This window comes from Eisenbergiella sp. OF01-20 (assembly GCF_003478085.1).
Classification (GTDB): domain Bacteria; phylum Bacillota; class Clostridia; order Lachnospirales; family Lachnospiraceae; genus Eisenbergiella.
Window position 1 is genome coordinate 91,056 of sequence record NZ_QUES01000006.1, and the last position, 22,837, is coordinate 113,892.

Consider the following 22,837-nt stretch of genomic DNA (forward strand, 5'->3'; position numbering starts at 1 on the left):
GTGGCTTATGGAAAACAAAATGTTCTGCTTCCAATGCGAACAGACGGCAGGCTGTACCGGCTGTACCGGCAAGGCGGGGGTGTGCGGAAAATCGGCACAGACAGCGAAGCTTCAGGATGCGCTTACCGGTGCGTTGATCGGACTGGCACGGGCCTGTTCCAACAATTCCGGGACGGATAAAACGGATTCCCTGATCCTGGAAGGCTTATTTACCACCATCACCAATGTGAATTTTAATGACGAGACGCTGCGCAGTCTCATCGGACGCGTGAGGGCGGAAAAGGCGGCCATTGTGCCGGGCTGCGCGGGCTGTGCTTCCCCCTGCGGTAATACGGACGATTATGACATGGATCGCCTGTGGAATGCGCAGGAGGATATCCGTTCCCTGAAATCCCTGATTCTGTTCGGGATCCGCGGAATGGCCGCATATGCGTATCATGCGGAGGCACTCGGCTATAGAAGCGGAGAGGTGAACGCCTTTTTCTATAAGGCGCTTTCTGTGCTGGCAGAGGATTGGGGGATGGAGGAACTGCTTCCCGTCGTGATGGAAACCGGAAAAGTCAATCTGGCCTGTATGGAGCTTCTGGATCGGGCCAATACGGAAACCTACGGCACGCCTGTTCCGGCCAGAGTCCCCCTTACCGTGGAGAAAGGGCCGTTTATCGTAATTACCGGGCATGATCTCTATGACCTGCACCAGCTTCTGAAACAGACGGAGGGCAAGGGAATCAACATCTATACCCACGGGGAAATGCTGCCGGCCCATGCATATCCGGAACTGAAAAAATATACCCACCTGAAAGGGAATTTCGGTACCGCCTGGCAAAACCAGCAGAAAGAATTTGCCGGTATCCCCGCGCCTGTCCTTTTTACCACCAACTGCCTGATGCCTGTAAAAGAAAGCTATGCGGACCGGGTATTCACCACAGAAGTGGTTTCGTACCCGGAAATGGTGCATATCGGCAGGGATAAGGATTTTACGCCGGTTATTGAAAAAGCGCTGGAGCTGGGCGGATATAGCGAGGATACGGAATTTACCGGAATCAACGGCGGGAAAACGGTGCTCACCGGGTATGGGCACGGTACCATATTGGGAGCCGCGGACAAAGTGGTTGAGGCTGTGAAAAACGGCGCCATCCGGCATTTCTTCCTGGTGGGAGGCTGTGATGGGGCGAGGCCGGGCCGGAATTATTATACGGAATTCGTTAAACAGGCACCGGAGGATACGGTGATACTGACCCTTGCCTGCGGGAAGTACCGGTTTAACGATTTGGAGCTTGGATCCATCGGAGGGCTTCCCCGCCTGATGGATATGGGCCAGTGCAACGACGCCTACGGCGCCGTCAAGGTTGCCTGTGCCCTGGCGGATGCCTTTGGCTGCAGCGTCAATGAACTTCCCCTGTCCCTGGTCCTTTCCTGGTATGAACAAAAGGCGGTCTGCATCCTGCTCACCCTGCTGCATCTGGGAATTACGGATATCCGTCTTGGTCCCACGCTTCCGGCCTTCCTCTCCCCCAACGTGCTCCAATATCTGGCGGAGCACTATCATATCGCTCCCACCACGACACCGGAAGAAGACCTGAATACTCTGCTTAGGTAGGCGGATAACAGAGCAGTGTCTGCCCCTGTGCACAGCCTGTGGAAAACCGGATCAGAAGCCGTAAATCCGGCTGTATTTGGAACGGAAATAATCCAGAAGGGGTTTGGCGGACACTTCGCCGCCGCATACCCTCCGTATGACCTCACGGGAATTGTACATACTTCCGTAGCGGTGGATTTTTTCCTTCAGCCATGCAGTGATTTCCTGTATCCGGCCTTCCTCCAGAATGCAGTCCAGGTTTCCCAGTTCCTTTTCTATCTGGTTCAGGAACATACCGTCATAGACGGAACCCAGCAGATAGGAAGGGAAATAGCCGAATGAGCCTTCCGACCAGTGCATATCCTGCAGGATGCCTTCCGCATCATTTTCCGGACGGATGCCAAGCAGTTCCTCCATCTTGTCATTCCAGAGGGCGGGCAGCCGGTCTGTGGGCACGTTCTCCTGAAAAATGGCTTTTTCCATTTCATAGCGGAGAATTATGTGCAGACAGTAGGTCACCTCGTCGGCTTCCGTCCGTATGAAGCTGGGATGGACATCGTTGATTGCCCGGCAGAAGGTGTCAAACGGAATGGCTTTGAACGGGGGAAGCAGTTCCCCCAGCTTTCCGTAAAGAGGAGTCCAGAACGCGGGCGTCCGGCCGAGTATATTTTCGTAAAAACGGGACTGGCTTTCGTGCAGGCCCATAAGGTTGACCTGTTCCGCGGCGGTATTTATATAGGCGGAATCGATGTTTTGTTCAAAAATAGCATGGCCGCCTTCGTGGATGGCGCTGAACATGGAGGAAAGCGGGAGCGTCTCATTATAATGGTTGGTAACCCGGATGTCCCCGTGGCACAGTCCGGTAGTGAAAGGATGCTCGCTTTCCGCCGCCGCTCCGGCGTCAAAATCGAAACCAATGTAGGACAGAAGCAGATCCTGCACTTTTTTCTGGGCCTCTATATCATAGGTGCCTTTCAGAGAGGCCAAATCCGGTCTGCCGGCGGCCCTGATAGCAGACAACAGCGGCAGGAGGCCGTTCTTCAGTTCCGTGAAAACAGCGTCTATGGCAGCGCTGTCCATCCCTTCTTCATACATGTCCAGAAGGACCTCATAGGGATCCTTATCCGGCTCCATGTAGCCGACATATTCTTTTGTCATCGCGATCATTTTATCCAGGCTGGGGGCAAAGAGGGAAAAATCACCGGCCCGTTTTGCTTCCTCCCATACCTTTTCCGAGCGGCCTGATGTGGTAATGTAGTCCGTGTAAAAATTCTGGGGGACACGCTGGAAACGCTGGTAATCCCTGTAATTGCGCCTTACGGTCACCTGCATGGCTTCATCCAGGCCGGCAAAGACCTCCGGCCTGGAGAGTTCACGCAGCATGCTGCCGTATTCCTCCGCCGTGGAAAGCCGGAAGGCTTCGGTAGAGAAAAAACCAAGGGCCTCCAGCTTGCTGTCGATGCTCTTTTTCGGGGCGGCAGTCTGCAGATCCCAGCTGATAAGTGCGGCCGCCTGCTCATACTTTCTTATTTTCTTGAGATATTCTTTTACCTGTTCACATGTCTGATTCATAGATTCCTCCTTGATTTTCCGCGGTAACCGACGGGATATTTGTTCCAAATCCGGTTATTTCCTCCGCTCCTTTGACCCCGATTTCCATAAGGGTTTGTTGGGTGGAGGCAAAGTTGTTTTCAAATAAAACACGGCAGGCCTGTGCCAGCGTACTGCTTTCGGGGGAAAGGCACCCCTCCCGTATGGAGGCTGCCATTGCAGGCCAGCCGGGCACGGTTTCCTCACCGGTTTCTTCGAGACGCAGGATACTGCCGTACAACAGCTGATGGGTGAGCCGGCTGTAGATTTCCCGCAGGGAAAGCAGGGGGCTGTAATGGACGACAGCCTGTAAAAGCATGCTTGTCGTGCCGACCATTGCCTTCTTTTGGTCTTTTCCTCCCGCGGTTTCATAAAGCTTATGCAGGGTATCGGCAGGAATATGGGGAAACGTATGCCGTATGACCGGCTCTGTCAGGATAGCCAGCAGCTGAAGGGCTTCCAGAAAACATTTCATGTTGTCATCCAGGGTCAATTCCCTGAGCTTATGGGGAATGGACGAATCCCCTTTCTTACTGACGCGGGTGCCTATGCCGTTGAAAGTTTGTGTGACACCAAGCCGGTTCAGCAGATGGATGGTACGGCGGATGGTAATTTCAGAAACGTGGTAAATGTCTGCCAGCACCGCGCCTTTGGGAAGCAGGGTCCCCACCGGATATACACCCTGGTTGATTTTGCAGATGACATCTATGGCAATTATATCACAGTACCTCGTACGTCCCTTGTGCGGTTCCCAGACAAAAGGGACCCGGGAATCCTCCGGCGGAAGGGAAGGAAGGTTTGCAAGATAACTTATAATGGTATCATAGAACAAGCTGCTCATCTGCTCCAGGCGACTGAGGCATTCCTCCCGGCCGTATTCCCCGCAGTGTCTCATACAGTCATTATAACTGTCCGCCAGAGTCCGCCACAGCAGCAACGTTTCTTCCTGTCCGCAGGAGGAAGAACAGATATCAAGGAAAGCGCTTTCCGCAAAACAACTAACATCGTAATACAGGCTTAAGACCGAATGGCTCCTCATGATATGCAGGGACTGTTCAAACAGGGTAAACAGCTCTTGGGCCGTGCCGGCAGCAGGTCCTTTCTCCGGAAGAGGGGAGGAAATTTCATTTCTCATGCCGCGTATATTGTGAAAACTGATAGCGGGGGAAATCAGCTTCAGGCATTTGCACAGATCCAGAAGCGCTTCGGCCCGTTGGAAAAAAACAGGGCTTCCCAGGTAATCCTCATAAGGCTTTGCCAGGACGACGGTGGCTTTCCCGCGGCAGAGCCTGATAAGACCGTCTTTTTCCAGCATTTTAAGGGCTCTCTGGGCAGGACAGTAGGAAACCTGATAGCGTCTTGCTATTTCCTTTGCGGATGGGAAGCGTTCTTCCTTATCATAAAAACCGAGCTGTATTTTTCCGGCCAGGCTGCGGTAAATGGTTTGTTCCTGGCTGTTATAGTTTGACATTCGTGTGTATCCTTTCTTCCCTGCAGACGGTTTTCCGGCCGGATTGCGGGATAGGGAAGTTTATTCCGGTAATTTCTAATTTATAATACCATATAAACAGCCTTTTGGGGATGAAAATATTGTTTGTTTTATTCCCTTTATCAGATATAATATGATATAGTATAAAATGATTAAGGTATGAAAAACAGAAGCTGCATACCGCACAAATAATACAGGTGATAAAAATATGGAAAACAAGAAAAAACAAAACCAAACAGGCACTGCCAAGTTAGCCGGGACAGCGGCATGTCCGGGAATTCTGGAAGGGCTGGCGGTGGGCGTGATCGGCTGTCTGCCGGACGAGGAGCTTACATTCCTCTGGGGGAATACTTGCTTTTACAGGAGTATCGGATATTTACAGGAAGAATATACAGACAGGTTTGGCAGCCTGCGCGACTATTTTGCCGGCGATGAGGAGTCGTTTGCCACTGTAAAGCGTGAGGTGTCAAGGCTGCAGGAAAACGGCGGGAAGGGGCTGGAGCTGTCTGTAAAGCTGCCGGGAAAAGAGGGCGGCTATGGCTGGTTCCGGTTATCCGGAAGTCTTTCATCCGCACAAGGAGAACCGGTATTCCAGGCGGTTTTTACAGAGGTGAGCGGCCTGGTGGGAGAAAAGGAAGAGCATCTTGCGCTTTACCGGCAGAACCGGCAGTATTTTGGCTGGATGATGGATACCTATGTGGGGAATGTATACATAAGTGATATGGATACCTATGAACTTCTGTACCTGAACCGGAATTCCTGTAAAACACTGGGATGCCGGGAAAGCAGCGTGCTGGGGAAAAAATGCTATGAGGTTATCCAGGGCAGGACGTCTCCCTGTCCCTTCTGTACGAACAACCGGCTGCGGGAGGATGCCTTTTATGAATGGAAATTCTATAATCCGCAGCTGGAACGTACGTTCATGATCAAGAACCGCATCGTGAACTGGGAAGGGCACCGGGCCCGGATAGAGCTTTCCCATGACATGTACAGCGCCGAGTATAAGCTGGCACAGAAGGATCAGGAAAGAGATGCGCTGCTGCGTTCCATTCCCGGAGGAATTTTCCGGCTGGATGCGAGGGACGGGAGCACCATTCTGTGGTACGGCTGCAGCTTCCTGGATCTTATCGGATATACCGGAGAACAGTTTGCGGACGAGCTGCATTCCCAATGCGCGTTTATCCATCCGGAGGACAGGAAGCGGATGGATGAGCTGCTGAAGGAGGTAAAAGGGAGCGGAACGAATACGGTGACGGAAATCCGCATTCTGACCCGACCGGGGAAAACACGTATTCTTACGGTTACCCTGAGCTATGTGAGCGAAGAGGAAAGCTGGGACGACATTCCTTCTTTTTATAGCCTTGTCATTGATGTCACAGCCGACCGGGTGGAACAGAACCGGCAGCGCAAGGCGCTGGAAGAGGCGTATGAAGCGGCCCGGGTAGCCAACGCCGCAAAGACGAATTTCCTTTCCTCCATGTCCCATGATATCCGCACGCCTATGAACGCCATCATGGGCATGGCCATCATCGCCCAGGCGAATCTGAATGCTCCGGAAAAAATACATGACTGTCTGGATAAAATCAACCTGTCAGGCAGGCACCTGCTCAGCCTGATCAATGAAGTCCTGGATATGTCCAAAATCGAGAGCGGGAAAGTGGACTTAACTTATGAAACGGTATCTTTCCCGGAGCTTCTGCAGGACGTGATGGATATGTGCCGGCCGCTTCTGGCGGAAAAGCATCAGGAATTCATGATCAGCGCTTCCCGGGTGAAGCATGAAAAGGTTATTTCAGACGGCGGGCGTTTGCAGCAGATTTTTATGAATCTTCTGTCCAACGCCATCAAATATACGCCGGAAGGCGGCTGCATCAGCCTTCGTATCCGGGAAATGTCTTCTCCGGTGGAAGGCAAGGGACAGTATGAATTTGTCGTCACGGATAATGGAATCGGGATTTCGGAAGAGTTCCGGGAGCATATCTTTGAACCTTTCTCCCGGGCGGAGGATTCCAAAATCAGCAAAATCCAGGGAACGGGGCTGGGAATGGCCATTACGGACAACATCGTACGCATGATGAACGGGACGATTGAGGTGGAAAGCAGGCTGGGGGAAGGAAGTGAGTTCGTCGTATCCCTGCCACTGGAATTATGTGTGGAGGAAGAAGCGTGCGACAACAGGCTGGACGGCCTGCCGGTGCTTGTTGTGGATGATGATCCGATTGTATGCGAGAGTGCGACCGCATTGCTGAATGAGCTGGGTATGCGGGGCAGCTGGGTGCTTTCCGGCATGGAAGCTGTCTGCTGTATCGTACAGGCCCATGAGAACGGGGACGATTTCTTTGCGGTGATTCTGGACTGGAAGATGCCGGGAATGGACGGGCTGGAAACGGTAAAAGCCATTCGGGGAAAGCTGGGACCGGACGTACCCATTATCATTATCTCCGCCTATGATTATTCCGATATTGAAGAGGAATTCAAGCGGGCGGGGGCGGATGCCTTTATAACAAAGCCTCTTTTCAAATCCAAAATGCTTCATGTCCTGCAGCTGTTCTGTCAGAGCCTGCATACGGATACGGCACCGGCCCATCCGGTAAAAAGGCCGCATCCGTCACTGGAAGGGAAAAAGCTTCTGCTGGTGGAGGATAATGAGCTGAACCGGGAGATTGCGGAAGAACTGCTGCAGATGCAGGGGCTTCATGTGGATACGGTGGAAAACGGGCAGCACGCCGTGGAGCAGTTCCTGCGTACGGAACCGGGAACCTATGCCTGCATCCTGATGGACGTACAGATGCCGGTTATGAACGGATATGAAGCAACACGGGCGATCCGCTCCCTGGATCGGGAGGATGCGGGGCATATCCCCATCATTGCCCTGACGGCCAATGCCTTTGCTGCGGATATGGGTAAGGCACGCAGTGTGGGGATGAGCGATTATATTGCAAAACCTATCGATATGGGGAATCTGGCGGAGACCCTTCAGAAATGGATAAATTAATGCGGTAACCGGCAGCCTGTTGAAAAGGAACCGGAATAATCCGGGATCCCTGTTTATGGCGGCCCTTCTCCGGGGAGGGACGCCTTAACAGGGATCCCGGACTTTTTATGCCATGCCGGAAAAAGGCGTCGGATACGGAAGCCGCCCTATACCGCCGGCACGGTGGATTGCCCCTGCCTGAGTACGGGCAGAGTGGTATAGGTCTGCACCAGCAGCGAGGGATTGTCCAGTTTGCGCAGCAGCATTTCAGCAGCCTGGACTCCCAGATCGTACACGTCAATATCGATGACAGTAGGCGCCGGATCGATGATGGAAGAATAAGGATAGCTGTCAAAGGTGAGGAATGCGGCTTCCTCCGGAATACGCAGCCGCCTTTCCCGGAGCGCCTTGACTACGCCAAGGGCTAGCGTATTGTTTTCACAGATGAAGGCCCGGGGAGGTACGGGCAGAGAGAGAACACCGAGCGTCTGGCGGCAGGCATCCTCCCGGGTGGAATCTGTATAACGGATATATTCGTCGGGGATCCGGTAGCCATAATCGTACATGCCGCCCAGGAAACCGTTCAGACGCTGGGTGGATATATGATCCGTGCGCCGCTCACCGATGAAGGCAACTTTTTCATAGCCGCATTCCAGCATATGCAGGGCGGCAAACTGTCCCGCCAGGCCGTTGTTCGTATCGATCCAGCACATACGGCTTCCCGGGCCCGGGTGGCCGATATGGATGTGGGGAAAACGGCTTTCCGCAAGCAGCCTGGCAAGCTGCGGAAACGTACAGGAGCCGTGGATGAGAATACCGTCCGCGATTCCTTTCCCGATCAGGCCGCCGAGATACGTCTGCGGGTCGCCTGCTTCCGGAAAATCCGCCAGCATCAGCGTGTAGCCTTGCTTAGCCAGCGTATGGCGGACGCCGCAGAGGATGTCGAACATATGCGGGTTACGGTATGCTTCCTCTTTTTTCAGGCTGGATAAGAAAAGGATATTCCGGGAAGCGCCTTTTGCAAAGCTGACAGCCCGGGCATTGGGGGTATAATGCAGTTTCCGGATCGCCTCGCGCACCCGATCGCAGGTTGCGGGGGAAATGGAACTCCAGTTATTGAGCACCTTGGAAACGGTGGAAGTGGAAACACCGGCTTCCTTTGCGACATCACGGATTGTTACGGCCATGGGTACCTCCTTGTGAAAAAGTGATAAGTTTAAAATTATAGTATAGCGGTTTCCTAACAAAGTCAACGGAGTTTATGGAAAATGATAGAAAAAAGGGTTGATTAATGGTATAAATGACTTAAATAAGTGGTGCGCACCATTATTTGGAATGAATTAAGGCATTTTAAGCATTTGCCTGAGAGAACAGAATATTTTAATTAGGAAAGCGGTTTCGTAAAAGGAGGACATAGAATGAAAAAGTTATGGTGTTATCTTCTGACCGGGGTAATGGCGGCAGGGCTGCTCACGGGCTGCGGACAGAAAGCGCAGACAGGAACGGAACATACGCAGACGGGGGATACGGCGGCAGGGCAGACCGAAACTTCCCCCCGGTCGGAGGAAGTCCCGCAGACAGAGGCTTCAGCCGGGGAACCGGGAGAAGCGGTCATCCTCACCGCATGGCATGATAATGATGAAGCCATGATGAATGCGCTGGCAGATGTGGTGAACCAGGCGCTGGCAGGGGAAAATATCACGCTGCAATTCGAAAAGAAAAGTGATGTCACCGGACAGATAAAACTGTACGGTACGGATGCCGAAAACGGCCCGGATATGTACCTGTTTGCCCATGATTCCCTGGGAAGCTTTGCTGAAATGGGAGTTCTGGAGCCGGTGGGAAACCTGATTAGCGCAGAGCAGGAAGCGGATCTGATTCCCATGACCGTTGAAGCGGCAACCTACAAGGGAGAGCAGTATCTGATGCCGGTTTACTACGAAACGGTACTGTTTATGTATAACAAGGCCCTGTGGGAGGGCGAAGTGCCTTCCACCACGGAAGAGCTTTACGAGTATATGACGGCCCATACCGATACGGCAGCCGGAACCTATGCGCTGGTAAACCAGCATTCCAACACCTATAATGTGGCGCCTTTTATCAACGGGTTCGGGGGCTTCGTGATCGATAAGGAGGGAAATCCGGGTCTGGATGCACAGGCCACAAAGGATGCCGTGGCATATAACCGGAAGTTCGCCATGCTGCAGGCCGACGGGGATTATAATACGGTGACCGCATTGTTTAACGAAGGAAAAGCGGCAGCCATCATAGGCGGTCCCTGGCTGGTGTCCGGAATCCGGGAAGCGGGCATTGATTTGGGGATCAAAGCCCTGACGGATTTTACGCTGCCTGACGGAAACCCCTTGATCCCATATTCCGGGGTACAGTGTATCGGCGTATTGAAATACGCGGCTGAAAATAAAAAAGATGCGGTTTCAAAGGTGCTGGAGGTCCTTGCCGGGCCGGAAGCAGGTGTTGTACTGGCAAAGGGCTTCAACTGCGCGCCCGCCAACAGCAAAGCCTACGACGATCCGGAGGTGGCATCCAATGAGATGATTCTCGCTATGAAGCAGAGCGCTGAAAAAGCGGTTCCCATGCCGAACATACCGGAGATGAGTGTAATGTGGGGACCGGCGGAAGCCCTGCTCGCTGCCGTTAACAAATCCGGAGAGGATGTGGACACGGCTGCTGAGAAATACCAAAAGGAGGCTTTGACCGCCATCCAGGATATGAAATAAACAGGGAAACTTCGTATATTTCCTGATCAACCGTAACCGTTCAGCCGGCCGGCTTATACCGGCCGGAGCAGCAAAAAAGGGGGAGAGAAACGTGAAGAAAGGCAGGCAAAGTGTTACGCCGAGGGCTGCGGTGCCGATGAAAAAAGTGATCCGTCCCTGGGGCTACAGCCTTCCGGCCATGATATTGATTGCTATGATTGTGCTGTTCCCGATTGTATATACAGGCTATATTTCCTTTACAAATATGAACCTTTACCACTGGACGGATTATTCCCTGATCGGTGCAGATAACTATAAAAGAGCCCTGCTCAAAGTGGATTCCGGTTTTTTGGCCGCCCTTGGGACCACACTTGTGTGGACAGCCGTCAATATGGCACTGGATACGGCAATCGCTTACGGGCTTGCCGTGGCCCTCAATACGCGGGGGCTGAAGGCCCGGCGTATATATAAAACGCTGCTCATCTTTCCCTGGGCGATGCCGGCCTATGTGTCTATACTGGTATGGCGGGTAGGAATGTATAATACGGAATTCGGGCTGCTTAACAAGCTTCTGGTAGCTTTTGGCTTTGGGAAAGTTGACTTTTTATCCAGAAATGTGCCCGCCTTTTTCTCCTGTATGGTGCTGAATCTCTGGATGTCGCTTCCCTATATGATATTGATGATGGACGGGGCGCTGCAGGCAATAGACCAGAGTATGTATGAGAGTGCGGTGCTGGACGGGGCCAATCTGTGGCAGAAAAACCGGTATATCACCATCCCCTCCTTACAGAAAATCATGGCGCCCGTGGTGATCATGACGACTTTTATCACCTTTAAGCAGTTTGATATTATATATCTCCTGACCATGCAGAAGGGTTCCGTGACCGGTGCCACGCTGCAGACCATCATCACCTATGCGCATCAGAATGCATTTGTATCCAATAATTATGGATTATCCGCCGCCGTATCCATGATCATTTTTGGTATCATCATTCTGTTTTCTTTCCGGACAAACAGGATACAGAAGGAGGATAAGGGATGAAACGATCTGCAAAACGAACGATTGGCCTTGTACTTTTAAACCTGTTTTTCATCGGAATCTGTCTGATCGGCCTTGTGCCGATCCTGTACGCCTTTCTGCTTTCCGTAAGCGGGGGGAGCGGGGCGCTGACCACAGGGCTTTCCCTTCTGCCTGATACCTTCACACTGGACAATTACCGCAGCATCCTTGTGGAGAAGCCCTTTTTGAAATGGCTTTCCAATTCCGTCATACTGAGCGTGGGAACGATGGTGCTCGCCATGGGAACAAGCGTTACGGCTTCTTATGCCTTCTCCCGGTTCCGCTTTCCCGGCAGGGCGGCCGCCATGCAGGTGCTGCTTCTGCTGAACGCCTTTCCCCAGATTTTGTCCATGTTCGCAGTTTTCAGGCTGTTTAAACAGCTGAACCTATTGAATTCCCATGCTGGGCTGATCCTTATCTATTCCGGGAGTATGTGTATTTTTTCCGTTTGGAACATGAAAGGATATTTTGATTCGATTCCGGTGGAGATTGAAGAAGCATCCAAAATTGACGGGGCGGGTAATCTGACGCTGATAGCGAAAATAATACTGCCGCTTGCCCGCCCTGCTATTATCGTGACGGCGGTCATGGTATTGATATTTGTCTGGAATGAATATTTGTTTGCCACCACTTTTATGCTGCGGGAGGAGAGTTATTCCCTGGCAGGAGGCCTGTATCAGCTTCAGGCAGACGATTACAGCCGCAGCTGGCCGCTGTTTTCGGCAGCAGCCATTTTAGTGTCGGTGCCTATCCTTATTCTTTTCTTCTGCATCCAGAAGTATATGGTGTCGGGACTGACTGCAGGCGGCGTTAAAGGCTGATTATCAACGAGTAGGTAGGAGGATATCAAATGAATAGAAGTGCGGTTGCGCACATCCCGGCGTCCCAATACGCATTCGCCCGGTCGGAAGATACGTTTACCGTCCGGCTGCGGGCGGCGAAGGGGGATCTGGATTTGTGTACGCTTTTTTACGGGGACAGGGCATGTCCGGATTCACCGGTACGTTTTACGTCTGCAGACATGCAGCGGCGTTACAGCGATGAGCTGTTCGATTTTTTTGAGGGGACTATCAGCCCGTGCCCCCGCCGGCTCTGTTACTATTTTAAACTGGAAAAAGGGGAGGAAAGTATCTGGTATTATGCGGACGCCTTTCATACGGACATGCCGGATCTGGTGATGGAGGACGGCTTTGTGGTTGAGGGCAGGAGTGAATACTACCAGTATCCCTATATTCTGCGTTCGGAAATCAGTAAGGTGCCGGAATGGTTTCTTCACGCGGCGGTTTATAATATTTTCCCGGACAGCTTTGCGGATGGGAAAGCCCGGCTTAGCGGCGTGGGACAAGAGCGGAAAGCACCTCACGGTACGGTGAGTAAAAGCCGTCTGGGAGGCACCATTAAGGGCATCATGGATAATCTGGATTACATTCAGGATCTGGGCTTTACCTGCCTGTATCTGAATCCGGTTTTCCAGGCAGGGGAATATCATAAATATGATATTGTGGACTATTTCCATGTGGATCCCTGCATGGGTACGGATGCGGATTTCCTGGCCCTGACCGATGCGGTGCATGACAGAGGGATGCATATAATCATTGATGGCGTATTCAACCACTGCAGCTGGTATTTTCCCCCGTTTGAGGATGTGGTGGAAAACGGGGAAAATTCTCCTTATGCGGGGTGGTTTTACGAGCTTTCCTTCCCTGTGGTACGTCCCCGTGATGGCGGACGGCCCGGATATGCCTGCTTTGCCTATGAACCTAAAATGCCGAAGCTGAATACGGCAAATCCCGAAGTACAGGAATATTTTGCCCGGGTGGGCCGCTATTGGATCGAACGGTTCCATGTGGACGGCTGGCGGCTGGACGTGGCAAACGAGGTGGATAAGAATTTCTGGCGCCGCTTCCGTGCGGCGGTGCGCGAAGCGGATCCGGATGCCGTTTTGATTGGGGAGGTCTGGGAAAATGCCCGGGACTGGCTGAAGGGTGACCTGTTTGATTCCGTTATGAACTATGATTTCCGAAAACACTGCAGGGATTTTTTCGCACTGGAAAAAACAGGGGCGGATGAATTTTTGTGGGGAATGACCGATATGCAGCTGCGGTATCCGTTCCAGGTGACTGCCGGACAGCTGAATCTGCTGGACAGCCATGACGTCGCGCGTTTCCTGGGATTGTGCGGGGGAGACTATGGCCGGTGGCAGGCGGCTTTTCTGTATCTTTGCATGGCTCCCGGCGTGCCTGGCGTTTTTTACGGGGATGAAAAGAAAATTACAGGGATCCGGGAAATGGAATACAGACAGGGAATGCCCTGGGAAGCGGATCATACCGATTCGGAACGTTTTGTGAAAGAAGTCCTGCGCATCCGCAGGGACTGGATAGCACCGGAGGATGAATGGCGGGCTGTCTATGGGGGACACAAAGACAGGCTGCTGGTGTTTGAAAGGTACGGCGCACATACGGTGCGTGTGATAATCCATTTGGGCGAAACCCCTGCCGACGCGGAGCGCTTCCTGCACGGCGGGCAGATTCTCCTCCTGAAAGGGGCGGTTTCCCAGATGCTGGAAAAAAATGGATTTGCCGTATTATTGATGCAATAAACTTTTGCAAATTAGCATTGAACATTTCTCTTCTTAATGGTATACTTTGGGAAATGAAATTTGCAGTTACCAAGAAGGTACTGTATTGTTATAACATAGGATAAAAAGGTGCCCGGTGCTGCCATATGGCGCATCGGGATAATAGGGAACCGGGTGGGAATCCCGGACGATCCCGTCGCTGTAAGAGTGTAGTATTTTCCAGCCGCCAGGCAGTCACTGTGGAAATGGGAAGACGGAAAATACGGAAGTGCTTAAGTCAGAAGACCTGCCTTTTTATCAGGCTTTATAAGAACTGCGATGGACAGGTACTTATGAATCAGCTCCTTTGGGGGCTTATTTGTGTCAGCTGTTTGTACACGCAGAGAGGAATATCTGTGGTACAGGCAGTTTTTTTATTTCCGCGGGAAACCTGCCGGGAGAAACGGCGGCGCATCCAAATCCGGGAAGGAACCTGTACGACAGGAATGGGAAGAAATGAAAATTGACTATTATGCATATCACTCAGGCATGAGCGGCTGGAACGCAGGAGGGAAGCTGCTGCTGGCCGTGGGGACGCTGTGTCTGACCATAGCTCTTGATAAGCCGGCAGTCTCTCTGTTTGTCCTGCTGACCATGAGCCTGCTGACGCTGGTTAAGGGGAGGATCCCCGGGAAAGCTTACCTGCATTTCCTGTCCGTTCCCCTGGCCTTTGTGATCGTCAGCGGGACGGCTATTGCGGTGGAATTCGGAAAAAGTCCGCTGGGGGATTGGAACCTGCGGGTATTCTTTTTCTACCTTTGCTTATACAGGAGCAACATCCTGCTGGCGGGAGCCGTGTTCCTGAAGGCTATGGCGGGAATCAGCGCGCTGTATATGCTGTCCCTTTCCACACCGGTGAATCAGCTTGTGCTCGTCCTGCAAAGGCTTCATCTGCCTTCCCTGCTTGTGGAGCTGATGAATCTGATATACCGGTATATCTTTATTTTAATCGACGCCGCGGATCAGATGCAGACGGCGGCAAAAGCCCGTTTCGGTTACGGCAGCTTCCGGCAGTCTGTCAGGAGCTTTGCGCTGGTCGCGGGTAATTTATTCCTGGTATCCCTGAAAAAAGCGGGAACCTATTACGACGCCCTCCTTTCCAGGGGCTACGAAGGCCGGCTGGAATTTTTGACGGAAGAAACGGCGCCGACCGCAGGACAGATGGTATTTACGGGAGCCTATCTTCTGGCAGTGCTGCTGCTGGGGCTTGCGGTATGACCAGATAAAACACCTGGCAGGAGGATGACAGGATGAGCGACGAACAATTGCTGGAAGTAAAGGCTTTATCTTTTTCCTATGAGGAAGAGCCTGTGTTAAAGGATATCAGCCTCATGGTCCGCCGGGGCGAAAAAATCGCGGTGATGGGTTCAAACGGAGCGGGGAAATCCACTTTTTTCCTGAATCTTAACGGCGTTTTACAGCCGGATACCGGAGAGATCTATCTGAACGGGCGTAAAATCGGGAAAAAGGAGGTGGGGCTGCTCCGCAGACAGGTGGGGTTTGTTTTCCAGGATGCGGACAGCCAGATCATCGCCTCCAATGTGCGGGCGGAAATATCCTTCGGTCCCATGAACCTGGGGCTGGACAGAAAAGAGGTAATCCGCCGGGTGGACAGCGCCGTTTCCTATCTGGAGCTGGAAGCCCTGCAGCAGCGGGCGCCTCACTATCTCAGCGGCGGGGAAAAGAAACGGGTGAGTATCGCGGATATCCTGGCGATGGAGCCGGAACTGCTCATCTTCGATGAACCTATGGCAGCGCTGGACCCGGTGAATGCACAGAAGGTGGAAGCCATTCTGGGAAAGCTTCATCGGGATGGAAAGACGCTGCTGATAGCGACCCATGATGTGGATTTCGCCTGGCGGTTCGCGGACAGGATCCTGGTATTATGTGACGGGAGACTGCTTGCGGACGGGACACCGGCTGAAATATTCAGACAGACTGCAGTGATGGAACAGGCGCATTTGACGAAGCCATCTATCATGGTGATCTGGGATGCCCTGATACAAAAAGGGCTGGCAGCGGAGGATAGTAATTATCCCGTAACCCCACAGCAGGCAGCGCAGAGAATTGCAGCCTGCACAAATGAGAGAGGAGAGAAGGAATGACAGAGAAACAGAAGAAGGTATTAAAACTGAGCATTGCATTTGCGGTATCCTTTGCCGTATATCCTGCGGCAAACGCCATGCACATCATGGAGGGGTACCTCCCTGCGGGCTATTGTATTGCATGGGGCGTGATTTGCCTGCCCTTTCTGGTAAAGGGCTTTTTCAACATCCGGAAACAGTTCCGGGAAAACAAAAAGGCCATTACCATGCTGGCTATGGCCGGCGCTTACATTTTCGTCCTGTCCGCACTGAAAATCCCATCGGTAACGGGAAGCTGCTCCCACATGACCGGAACCGGGCTGGGAGCGATATTATTCGGGCCCAGCACGGTGAGCATCCTGGGTATCATTGTCCTTTTATTCCAGGCGATCCTTCTGGCCCATGGAGGCCTGACCACCCTGGGGGCGAATACCTTTTCCATGGCGATTGCAGGCCCTTTTGCGGCATACGGGATTTATCTGCTGTGCAGGAAATGCAGGGTGAATAAAATGGCCGGCATTTTCCTGGCGGCTTTCCTGGGCGATCTGTTTACCTATTGCGTGACCAGTATCCAGCTGGCCCTGGCATTTCCCAGCACACAAGGCGGTGTTTTTGCCTCCGCACTGGAATTCCTGGGCATTTTCGCCCCTACCCAGCTGCCTCTGGCTGTTGTGGAAGGCATTTTAACCGTATTGATTATGATGGCGCTGGAAAACTATGCGAAGCCGGAACTGAAATCCATCGGCTTTTTTAAGGCGTAACACAAAAAAGTTGCGCGAAAGCGCGCAGATAGGAGCAAAGATGAAAAAGGATACCAAAATCGCTGTTGCATTGATTATTCTTGCCGTTTTAATCGTAGTCATCCCGCCTTTTGTATTAAAAGGGGCGGAATTCGGGGGATCCGACGATGCGGGAAGCCAGAAGATAGAGGAAATCGCCGGGGATTATGAGCCGTGGTTCACACCGGTTTTCGAAACCGCTCTGGACGGAGAGATTCCGGGGGAAATCGAAAGCCTTCTGTTCTGTGTCCAGACCGCTATCGGTGTGGGAATCATCGCTTTCCTGATGGGCCGGATGGTGGAACGCAAAAAATGGAGCCGGGAACAGGAGCTGGAAATGGGACGGTAATATAACAGGTCGATAAAAAAGAGGGAGGCGCTGCCGGGTTTATATCCCGCGGCGCCTCTCCTTGGTTCCGGTTCTCCCCCGGCGTCTTTTACACCGGCAGAATAGATCTTTAGTGCCTATTATATTTTCATCTGTTATAGAAGCGAGAAGTTTCATTATTTACCTTTTTCCATAGATAAGACAGCCAAAGGCAAAGCATTTATAAATATTACATTTGGCTCTGTTATTTGAATCATAAAGAAATAATCAGTATTGCGCATTTTGTCAAGCTTATATTCCTGTTCTTCTGTAGCAGAATCAGTTGACAGTTTGGAATAATAATCATATATGATGTTCCACTGTGCATCATCCATATAAATAAAACGTGATGACTCCGGATAATAGAATGTAGTATTTGTACTGCCCGAAGCATCCCATTTTACGGAATGGCCGATATCTTTATATTGTTTAAAAACAGCTTCTTCTGTCTCTTCCAGAGAATAATCAGCAAACGTAAATTGAACACCATAAAGGCCGACAGGTACTGAAAAATCAGTAATTATAAAAAATCGTGTTTCAGAGCTGGTTCCAAAAACAGTCTCGATTTTTTTATCCGTATAAAATACTTGTGTTGAATTTATCTCATGATACAAATATTCAGGCCTGGCATTCGTTTCGGCTATGATATCTTCTTTGCTGCTTCCCCACTTTAACGTTTGGCTTACCATAGGAAAATCATACGTGTTATCCGGGCGATTTATGAAAAGGCAGCATAATAACAAAACTGCAGCAGCAGCTACAATACCAATTATGATTTTGCGATAAGTTTTATTCTTTTTCATAATCCTAATTTTATACCTGTCCCGTTAAACATCCTTATTTGGGAAACAATCTATGTTGTTTCATTTGACTAATCCATAACACTTTCTTGTATATTCTGTGAGCGAAGAAACATTACTTAACAATCCTCGCTGCAATCTATGACTTGTTTCCATTGCAAGATCAAATTGCTTTTGCGTAATATCCTTTTTTGATAAGGCGTCCTCCAGTTCGTCCATATCATCAACTATAATTGTGCCGTTCGGATAAACTACAAGATCCAAATATAAGTCATCAAAATAAGGGACTCCATCTGCATCAATTCCTTGTCCTGCTATCATATCTATATACCATAAAAGAACTTTTCCATTTTCATCCATCATAGCTGTTATACAATACCAATCATTCTGAGGCAGTATCGACAGCCATTTTCTTCCTTTGTCGCAGACGGCAATATTTTCTCCATCGAACTCCCAGATTTGTGTCTGACTTACCTCTTTAATATTTATAAGTCCAATATAACCATTCAATAATTCCGAATTTACCATTTTTCCAAACATATCTTTGGAAATAATACATTTCCACTCATCATATGATAACCGACTTCTTTTCAAACGCTTCACCTCACAAATACCAATGTATTGAGGTGACAGCTCAGGAATGCTGTCCCCTCATCTATATTATAGCTCACACCGGTAAACGGAACAACAAAAACCGAAACCACATGCGTATGTGAATACAGGGTGTGAAATTTGGGAGAAGGATGATATAATTCAATTGGCACAGGAATCGGAGATACGAACCACAGCCTTCGGTTTATTGGGCCGGTAAAATTGTAATTATTGGAGGAGAAAAGAGTAATTCCGGGTTTGCGAGATATATAATTTAAGGAGACAGGAAGATGTTAAAAGCTATTATTTTTGATTTTGATTATACACTGGGTGATTCTACAAATGGCATTATTTTAAGTGTAAACTATGCTCTGTGAAAAATCGGTTTCAGCATAAAAGATGAGAAAGAAATAAAGAGAACAATTGGGTTATCATTAAAGAATACATATACAGCATTAACAAGAAAGAGTAATGAGGAAGAGGCAGAGCTGTTTGCCAAATATTTTAAAGAAAAAGCAGATTTAGTTATGGTAGAAAATACAGAATTGTATAGTGATGTAAAAGAAGTGCTTCGAAACTTAAAGAGTGAGGGTTATAAAATCGGTATTGTAACAACGAAATTTCATTATAGGATTGAACAGATATTAAATAGATTCAATGCCCTTGATTTGGTTGACTTAATTGTTGGGGCTGAAGATGTAAATATTGAAAAACCGAATCCGGAGGGGTTGCTTTGGATGGTTGGCAATTTACAGTTGGAAAAAGATAATATACTATATGTTGGAGACAGTCTGGTTGATGCAAAGACAGCAGAAAATGCACAAGTAAAGTTTGCAGGTGTATTGACGGGGACAACCAGGAGGGATGAACTTAATTTATATAAAAATGTTTATATAGGCGAACATATAAAAGATGTCTATTATTTTATAAAAAGCAATAGTGAAGTTTAGCAATTTTCCGTTCGCAGGAAAATGGGTATTGAAGCAAATCGGTCCGGAACCAGGACTGATAACAGAGCCGATTCTTAAGAGCGGTTATAATTATCTTATGATAGAGAATGAATATTGAAATTCGCAGACTGTCACCCGATCTCGCGGAGGATTATGCCCATTTTTTTAACGTGACGCTCCATAATGTCAAAACAGATGGAAGCAAATGCTATTGTGTGACCAGGTGCAATGCAAATGAGAACTGTCATTTTTGTATCGATTATCTGCGCTCTTTCTGGCCCATAGAGGAAACCCGTGCGGACATCAGGATTAAACCCGTATTTTGCTTTGTGATTGCACTGCAGATGCAGAGGATGGGCATAGAGCTACGCAGCTGCTGGAACATGTCTGCCTGGATGCGGCAGATGATGGTTTTGATTTTGTCGAAGCTTATGTTGATAAGATTAGTAATGAAACAGACGACGATTTCAGAGGGTATCTAAGGATGTATGAGAAAAGCGGGTTTCAAAAACATGCAGGACGGGAAGGCAGGATAGTAGTGCGGAAAGCATTAAAATAATAGAAGAAAACAAGGGATTTTTAGTAGGAATGTCTGCGAGAGGAGTGAATTTACGTGGATAATACAGGTTGGGTTATGCCCACACATATCATTGCAGGTGCCGGAATTGTAAGAAACGGGAAGGATGAAGTCCTGCTGGTAAAGACACATAATGCAGGGTGGGTATTTCCGGGTGGACAAGTGGAGGTTGGGGAAAACGTAATTGATGCTGTTAAAAGAGAAATCATGGAAGAAGCAGGAATTGATATTGATGTGGAAGAGGTATTTTGTATTTCTTCCAATACCGGAAAGTACCCTGGCTACAATGGGATAAAAGAAATTCCGACCAAAATTATGCTTGATTTTATTTGCAGTGCTAAGGGAGGAATTCCCAGGCCATCGGATGAAAATTCGGAATCCATGTATGTCCCGGAAGATAAGGTATTGGATTTAATTCAGGCACCGGCAATTATCGAGCGGTATAAAGCATATCTGGAGTATGCGGGCAGGCCTGTATATTTGGAGTATATAACAAATCCAACTTTTCAATTAAAGGTAAAAAGGCTGATTTAAACGGACATCTGAGCTGCTGTTATTGATAAAAAAACAGGAGAAGCCTGAGGCAAAGATTCTTGACAAGCGGAAAAAGAACGGCTATACTCACCCTTATAAGGCAGTAAAAGTATATAAGAGGTTGAGACAGATATGAGATTGCGTAAATAAGGACTATTCAGTAACTGATACAAACAGATTTGCTTTTCCGGCGGGGGCATGCGGCAGATAAGTACTCTCCGGGAAAGCGGTTTTTTGTGTGTTACGGATGGTCTTTTTTATGCCTGGAGCGGCTTGTCCGCATATCTGTGTCTCAGGCTCTTTTTTTGTTGCCAGAATATACCGCGGTTGGCGGGAGAACGGAGGGATTGGAATGCTTATTTATAGCAGATTAAGAAAAACGGAAGCGTTGTGGGAAGCGGGCGTTCCGGTATGACCGGCAGCGGAAAGCAGCTTGCTGTAAGTACGCCGCGGCAGCCGCCGGAAGGAAAGGGAGGCTGTATATGTCGAAAATATTGATTCAGGATATGAGTTTTTATTATGAACCCTGTTATGTTCCTGTGTTTGAGCGGGTTAACCTGGTGCTGGACACGGACTGGAGGCTTGGTCTTGTCGGCAGAAACGGACGTGGGAAAACCACTTTTTTAAAGCTGCTGGAAGGAGAACGGGAGCCGGTACAGGGAAAGATTGCAAAAAGTGTTACCATGGAGTATTATCCTTATAGGTACGAAACGGCGTATAAGAAAACGATGGATGTATTAAAGGAGATTATCGGCGGCTTTAAGAGTATGGAGGATGCGATGGAAAGGCTTCTGCTCCGCCCCGGAAAGGAAGCAATGGAACGCTGTGCCGATATCCGGGAAGAATACGGGGAAGCGGGAGGCTATCAGCTGGAGGCGCGGATCCACAGGGAGCTTTTCCGGATGGGTTTGCCGGAGGAACTGCTGGACAGGGATTTTGAGGTGCTTTCCGGCGGGGAGAAAACAAAAATGCTCATGCTGGCTCTGTTTTTAAGGCCCAATGCCTTTGTCTTGCTGGATGAACCCACAAATCACCTGGATATCCGGGGAAAACAGGATATCGCCCGGTATCTGAAACAGAAAAAGGGATTTCTGGCCGTTTCCCACGACAGGCAGTTTTTGGATGAGGTCACGGATCACATCCTGGCGATAAACAAGACCGATATCACCCTGGAAAAAGGGAACTATTCCGCCTGGAGGGAAAACACGGACAAAAAAGAGGCCTTTGAACGGCGCACCAAAGCACGTCTGGAAAAGGAAATAGAGATTCTTGAGAAAAATGCCGTTGTCCGCCGTAACTGGGCAGGTATCGCGGAAAAGGAGAAGAACCCGTATAAAACCAATAACCGGGGAAACAGCTCCCGGGCTGCCAAATTCATGCGTCAGGCTAAAACTGCGGAGCAGGAAATCCGGGATGCGGCTGCGGCGAAAAAAGAACTTTTAAAAAATTATGAAACCGTTCCTCCCCTGTGTATTTTTAACAAAGAAGGAGCAGAGCGGGAAGAGGGGCGGCCGGTGCTGCAGCTGGATAAGCTTACCTTCGGTTACGGTGGGATGCCTTTATTCCGTTCTTTTTCCCTGGATATTTCAGCAGGGGACCGGATATGGGTAAAAGGATCCAACGGCTGCGGAAAGAGTACCCTTCTCAAGCTTATCAAAGGAGAGCCGGAGACGAAGGCCAGGAAAGCGGAGGAAGATACGGTGATTGCTTTTTCTTATCAGGAGCCGCTGTGGCAGGAGGGCTGTCTCCGGGATTGGATTTCGGATCCGGGGCAGTGGGAACGCTTCCTGTTCCTGTGCAGCTGTCTGGATATCCCGGAGGAAATGCGGAAGCGCCCATTGCAGACCTACAGCAGCGGGGAGAAAAGAAAGGTTGACGTGGCAAGGGCTTTGTCCCAAGAAAGCGCTCTCCTTCTGCTGGATGAACCTCTGAATTATATGGATATATATTTCCGGGAACAGCTGGAAAAGGCTATCCTGGAATGCAGACCAACCCTCGTTTTTGTGGAGCATGATGAACGGTTCGGCACCCGGGTTGCGACCCGCACGATAGATCTGGATCAGGCAGCCGGTATTCCAGGCAGGGCGGACGGAGCGGAACGGACAGCAGGGGAAAAAAGCAGATAGACC

The 22,837-nt window shown here is 50.0% G+C and carries 19 protein-coding genes and 1 riboswitch; of the genes, 14 read left to right on the forward strand and 5 right to left on the reverse strand.

Going from position 1 to position 22,837, the window contains the following annotated elements:
• The first annotated feature begins 7 nt into the window (after window positions 1–7).
• A complete protein-coding gene (gene hcp / locus DXA36_RS10070; protein ID WP_182479002.1) occupies window positions 8–1,600 on the forward strand; it encodes a hydroxylamine reductase in 1,593 nt (530 codons plus the stop codon).
• 51 nt (window positions 1,601–1,651) lie between these two features.
• Here hcp and DXA36_RS10075 read toward each other — a convergent pair whose 3' ends face one another.
• A complete protein-coding gene (locus DXA36_RS10075) occupies window positions 1,652–3,151 on the reverse strand; it encodes a carboxypeptidase M32 (RefSeq protein WP_118678716.1) in 1,500 nt (499 codons plus the stop codon).
• Window positions 3,135–4,640, reverse strand: coding sequence for a GntR family transcriptional regulator (locus tag DXA36_RS10080; protein WP_118678718.1), 1,506 nt, complete (start codon window positions 4,638–4,640; stop codon window positions 3,135–3,137). The genes DXA36_RS10075 and DXA36_RS10080 overlap by 17 nt, the downstream gene beginning before the upstream one ends.
• 226 nt (window positions 4,641–4,866) lie before the next feature.
• On the opposite strand from DXA36_RS10080, the gene DXA36_RS10085 reads away from it, so the two are divergent.
• Complete coding sequence (locus DXA36_RS10085) at window positions 4,867–7,653, forward strand: hybrid sensor histidine kinase/response regulator (RefSeq protein ID WP_118678720.1); 2,787 nt, start codon at window positions 4,867–4,869, stop codon at window positions 7,651–7,653.
• Between the two features lie 146 nt (window positions 7,654–7,799).
• On the opposite strand, the gene DXA36_RS10090 is transcribed toward DXA36_RS10085, so the two are convergent.
• A complete protein-coding gene (locus tag DXA36_RS10090; protein ID WP_118678722.1) occupies window positions 7,800–8,819 on the reverse strand; it encodes a LacI family DNA-binding transcriptional regulator in 1,020 nt (339 codons plus the stop codon).
• Between the two features lie 231 nt (window positions 8,820–9,050).
• Here DXA36_RS10090 and DXA36_RS10095 point away from each other — a divergent pair, with 231 nt between their 5' ends.
• The 8 genes from DXA36_RS10095 to DXA36_RS10130 all read left to right on the forward strand — a co-directional run bounded on the left by DXA36_RS10095 (window position 9,051) and on the right by DXA36_RS10130 (window position 17,238).
• Window positions 9,051–10,370, forward strand: coding sequence for an extracellular solute-binding protein (locus tag DXA36_RS10095; protein ID WP_243114605.1), 1,320 nt, complete (start codon window positions 9,051–9,053; stop codon window positions 10,368–10,370).
• 91 nt (window positions 10,371–10,461) lie between these two features.
• Complete coding sequence (locus tag DXA36_RS10100; RefSeq protein ID WP_243114606.1) at window positions 10,462–11,391, forward strand: carbohydrate ABC transporter permease; 930 nt, start codon at window positions 10,462–10,464, stop codon at window positions 11,389–11,391.
• On the forward strand, window positions 11,388–12,230 hold the full coding sequence (locus tag DXA36_RS10105) for a sugar ABC transporter permease (RefSeq protein WP_118678724.1): 843 nt from the start codon (window positions 11,388–11,390) through the stop codon (window positions 12,228–12,230). The genes DXA36_RS10100 and DXA36_RS10105 overlap by 4 nt, the downstream gene beginning before the upstream one ends.
• A gap of 29 nt (window positions 12,231–12,259) precedes the next feature.
• The gene (locus DXA36_RS10110; RefSeq protein ID WP_118678726.1) at window positions 12,260–14,008 is read left to right on the forward strand and encodes a glycoside hydrolase family 13 protein; all 1,749 of its coding nucleotides are present in this window, start codon (window positions 12,260–12,262) and stop codon (window positions 14,006–14,008) included.
• An 89-nt stretch (window positions 14,009–14,097) separates the two neighbouring features.
• A riboswitch (cobalamin riboswitch) is annotated at window positions 14,098–14,295 on the forward strand.
• Between the two features lie 52 nt (window positions 14,296–14,347).
• Window positions 14,348–15,244: a cobalt ECF transporter T component CbiQ gene (gene cbiQ, locus DXA36_RS10115; protein WP_147366568.1), complete on the forward strand. Its 897-nt coding sequence runs from the start codon at window positions 14,348–14,350 to the stop codon at window positions 15,242–15,244.
• 32 nt (window positions 15,245–15,276) lie between these two features.
• Window positions 15,277–16,131: an energy-coupling factor ABC transporter ATP-binding protein gene (locus DXA36_RS10120; RefSeq protein ID WP_118678730.1), complete on the forward strand. Its 855-nt coding sequence runs from the start codon at window positions 15,277–15,279 to the stop codon at window positions 16,129–16,131.
• Window positions 16,128–16,871: an energy-coupling factor ABC transporter permease gene (locus tag DXA36_RS10125; RefSeq protein ID WP_118678732.1), complete on the forward strand. Its 744-nt coding sequence runs from the start codon at window positions 16,128–16,130 to the stop codon at window positions 16,869–16,871. The genes DXA36_RS10120 and DXA36_RS10125 overlap by 4 nt, the downstream gene beginning before the upstream one ends.
• Window positions 16,872–16,911: 40 nt before the next feature.
• Complete coding sequence (locus tag DXA36_RS10130; RefSeq protein ID WP_118678734.1) at window positions 16,912–17,238, forward strand: energy-coupling factor ABC transporter substrate-binding protein; 327 nt, start codon at window positions 16,912–16,914, stop codon at window positions 17,236–17,238.
• A gap of 155 nt (window positions 17,239–17,393) precedes the next feature.
• Here the strand turns inward: DXA36_RS10130 and DXA36_RS10135 are convergent, their stop codons facing one another.
• Window positions 17,394–18,059, reverse strand: a complete 666-nt coding sequence (locus DXA36_RS10135) for a hypothetical protein (protein ID WP_118678736.1) — start codon at window positions 18,057–18,059, stop codon at window positions 17,394–17,396.
• A gap of 60 nt (window positions 18,060–18,119) precedes the next feature.
• Window positions 18,120–18,650, reverse strand: coding sequence for a DUF402 domain-containing protein (locus DXA36_RS10140; protein WP_118678738.1), 531 nt, complete (start codon window positions 18,648–18,650; stop codon window positions 18,120–18,122).
• 389 nt (window positions 18,651–19,039) lie between these two features.
• Here DXA36_RS10140 and DXA36_RS10145 point away from each other — a divergent pair, with 389 nt between their 5' ends.
• From DXA36_RS10145 to DXA36_RS10165, 4 genes are all read left to right on the forward strand, one after another.
• Complete coding sequence (locus DXA36_RS10145; protein WP_279221545.1) at window positions 19,040–19,597, forward strand: HAD family hydrolase; 558 nt, start codon at window positions 19,040–19,042, stop codon at window positions 19,595–19,597.
• A gap of 107 nt (window positions 19,598–19,704) precedes the next feature.
• Window positions 19,705–20,079, forward strand: a complete 375-nt coding sequence (locus DXA36_RS10150; protein ID WP_243114607.1) for a hypothetical protein — start codon at window positions 19,705–19,707, stop codon at window positions 20,077–20,079.
• Between the two features lie 131 nt (window positions 20,080–20,210).
• A complete protein-coding gene (locus DXA36_RS10155; RefSeq protein WP_118678740.1) occupies window positions 20,211–20,708 on the forward strand; it encodes an NUDIX hydrolase in 498 nt (165 codons plus the stop codon).
• A gap of 482 nt (window positions 20,709–21,190) precedes the next feature.
• Window positions 21,191–22,834 (forward strand): ATP-binding cassette domain-containing protein, encoded by a 1,644-nt coding sequence (locus tag DXA36_RS10165; RefSeq protein WP_118678744.1) that lies wholly within the window; start codon window positions 21,191–21,193, stop codon window positions 22,832–22,834.
• The last annotated feature ends 3 nt before the right edge of the window (window positions 22,835–22,837 follow it).

Bases quoted from the DNA above. Each gene is read 5' to 3' on its own strand.
- hcp (WP_182479002.1), top strand. From the start codon at position 8: ATGGAAAACAAAATGTTCTGCTTCCAATGCGAACAGACGGCAGGCTGT.
- DXA36_RS10075 (WP_118678716.1), bottom strand. From the start codon at position 3,151: ATGAATCAGACATGTGAACAGGTAAAAGAATATCTCAAGAAAATAAGA.
- DXA36_RS10080 (WP_118678718.1), bottom strand. From the start codon at position 4,640: ATGTCAAACTATAACAGCCAGGAACAAACCATTTACCGCAGCCTGGCC.
- DXA36_RS10085 (WP_118678720.1), top strand. From the start codon at position 4,867: ATGGAAAACAAGAAAAAACAAAACCAAACAGGCACTGCCAAGTTAGCC.
- DXA36_RS10090 (WP_118678722.1), bottom strand. From the start codon at position 8,819: ATGGCCGTAACAATCCGTGATGTCGCAAAGGAAGCCGGTGTTTCCACT.
- DXA36_RS10095 (WP_243114605.1), top strand. From the start codon at position 9,051: ATGAAAAAGTTATGGTGTTATCTTCTGACCGGGGTAATGGCGGCAGGG.
- DXA36_RS10105 (WP_118678724.1), top strand. From the start codon at position 11,388: ATGAAACGATCTGCAAAACGAACGATTGGCCTTGTACTTTTAAACCTG.
- DXA36_RS10110 (WP_118678726.1), top strand. From the start codon at position 12,260: ATGAATAGAAGTGCGGTTGCGCACATCCCGGCGTCCCAATACGCATTC.
- DXA36_RS10120 (WP_118678730.1), top strand. From the start codon at position 15,277: ATGAGCGACGAACAATTGCTGGAAGTAAAGGCTTTATCTTTTTCCTAT.
- DXA36_RS10125 (WP_118678732.1), top strand. From the start codon at position 16,128: ATGACAGAGAAACAGAAGAAGGTATTAAAACTGAGCATTGCATTTGCG.
- DXA36_RS10130 (WP_118678734.1), top strand. From the start codon at position 16,912: ATGAAAAAGGATACCAAAATCGCTGTTGCATTGATTATTCTTGCCGTT.
- DXA36_RS10135 (WP_118678736.1), bottom strand. From the start codon at position 18,059: ATGAAAAAGAATAAAACTTATCGCAAAATCATAATTGGTATTGTAGCT.
- DXA36_RS10150 (WP_243114607.1), top strand. From the start codon at position 19,705: ATGAATATTGAAATTCGCAGACTGTCACCCGATCTCGCGGAGGATTAT.
- DXA36_RS10165 (WP_118678744.1), top strand. From the start codon at position 21,191: ATGTCGAAAATATTGATTCAGGATATGAGTTTTTATTATGAACCCTGT.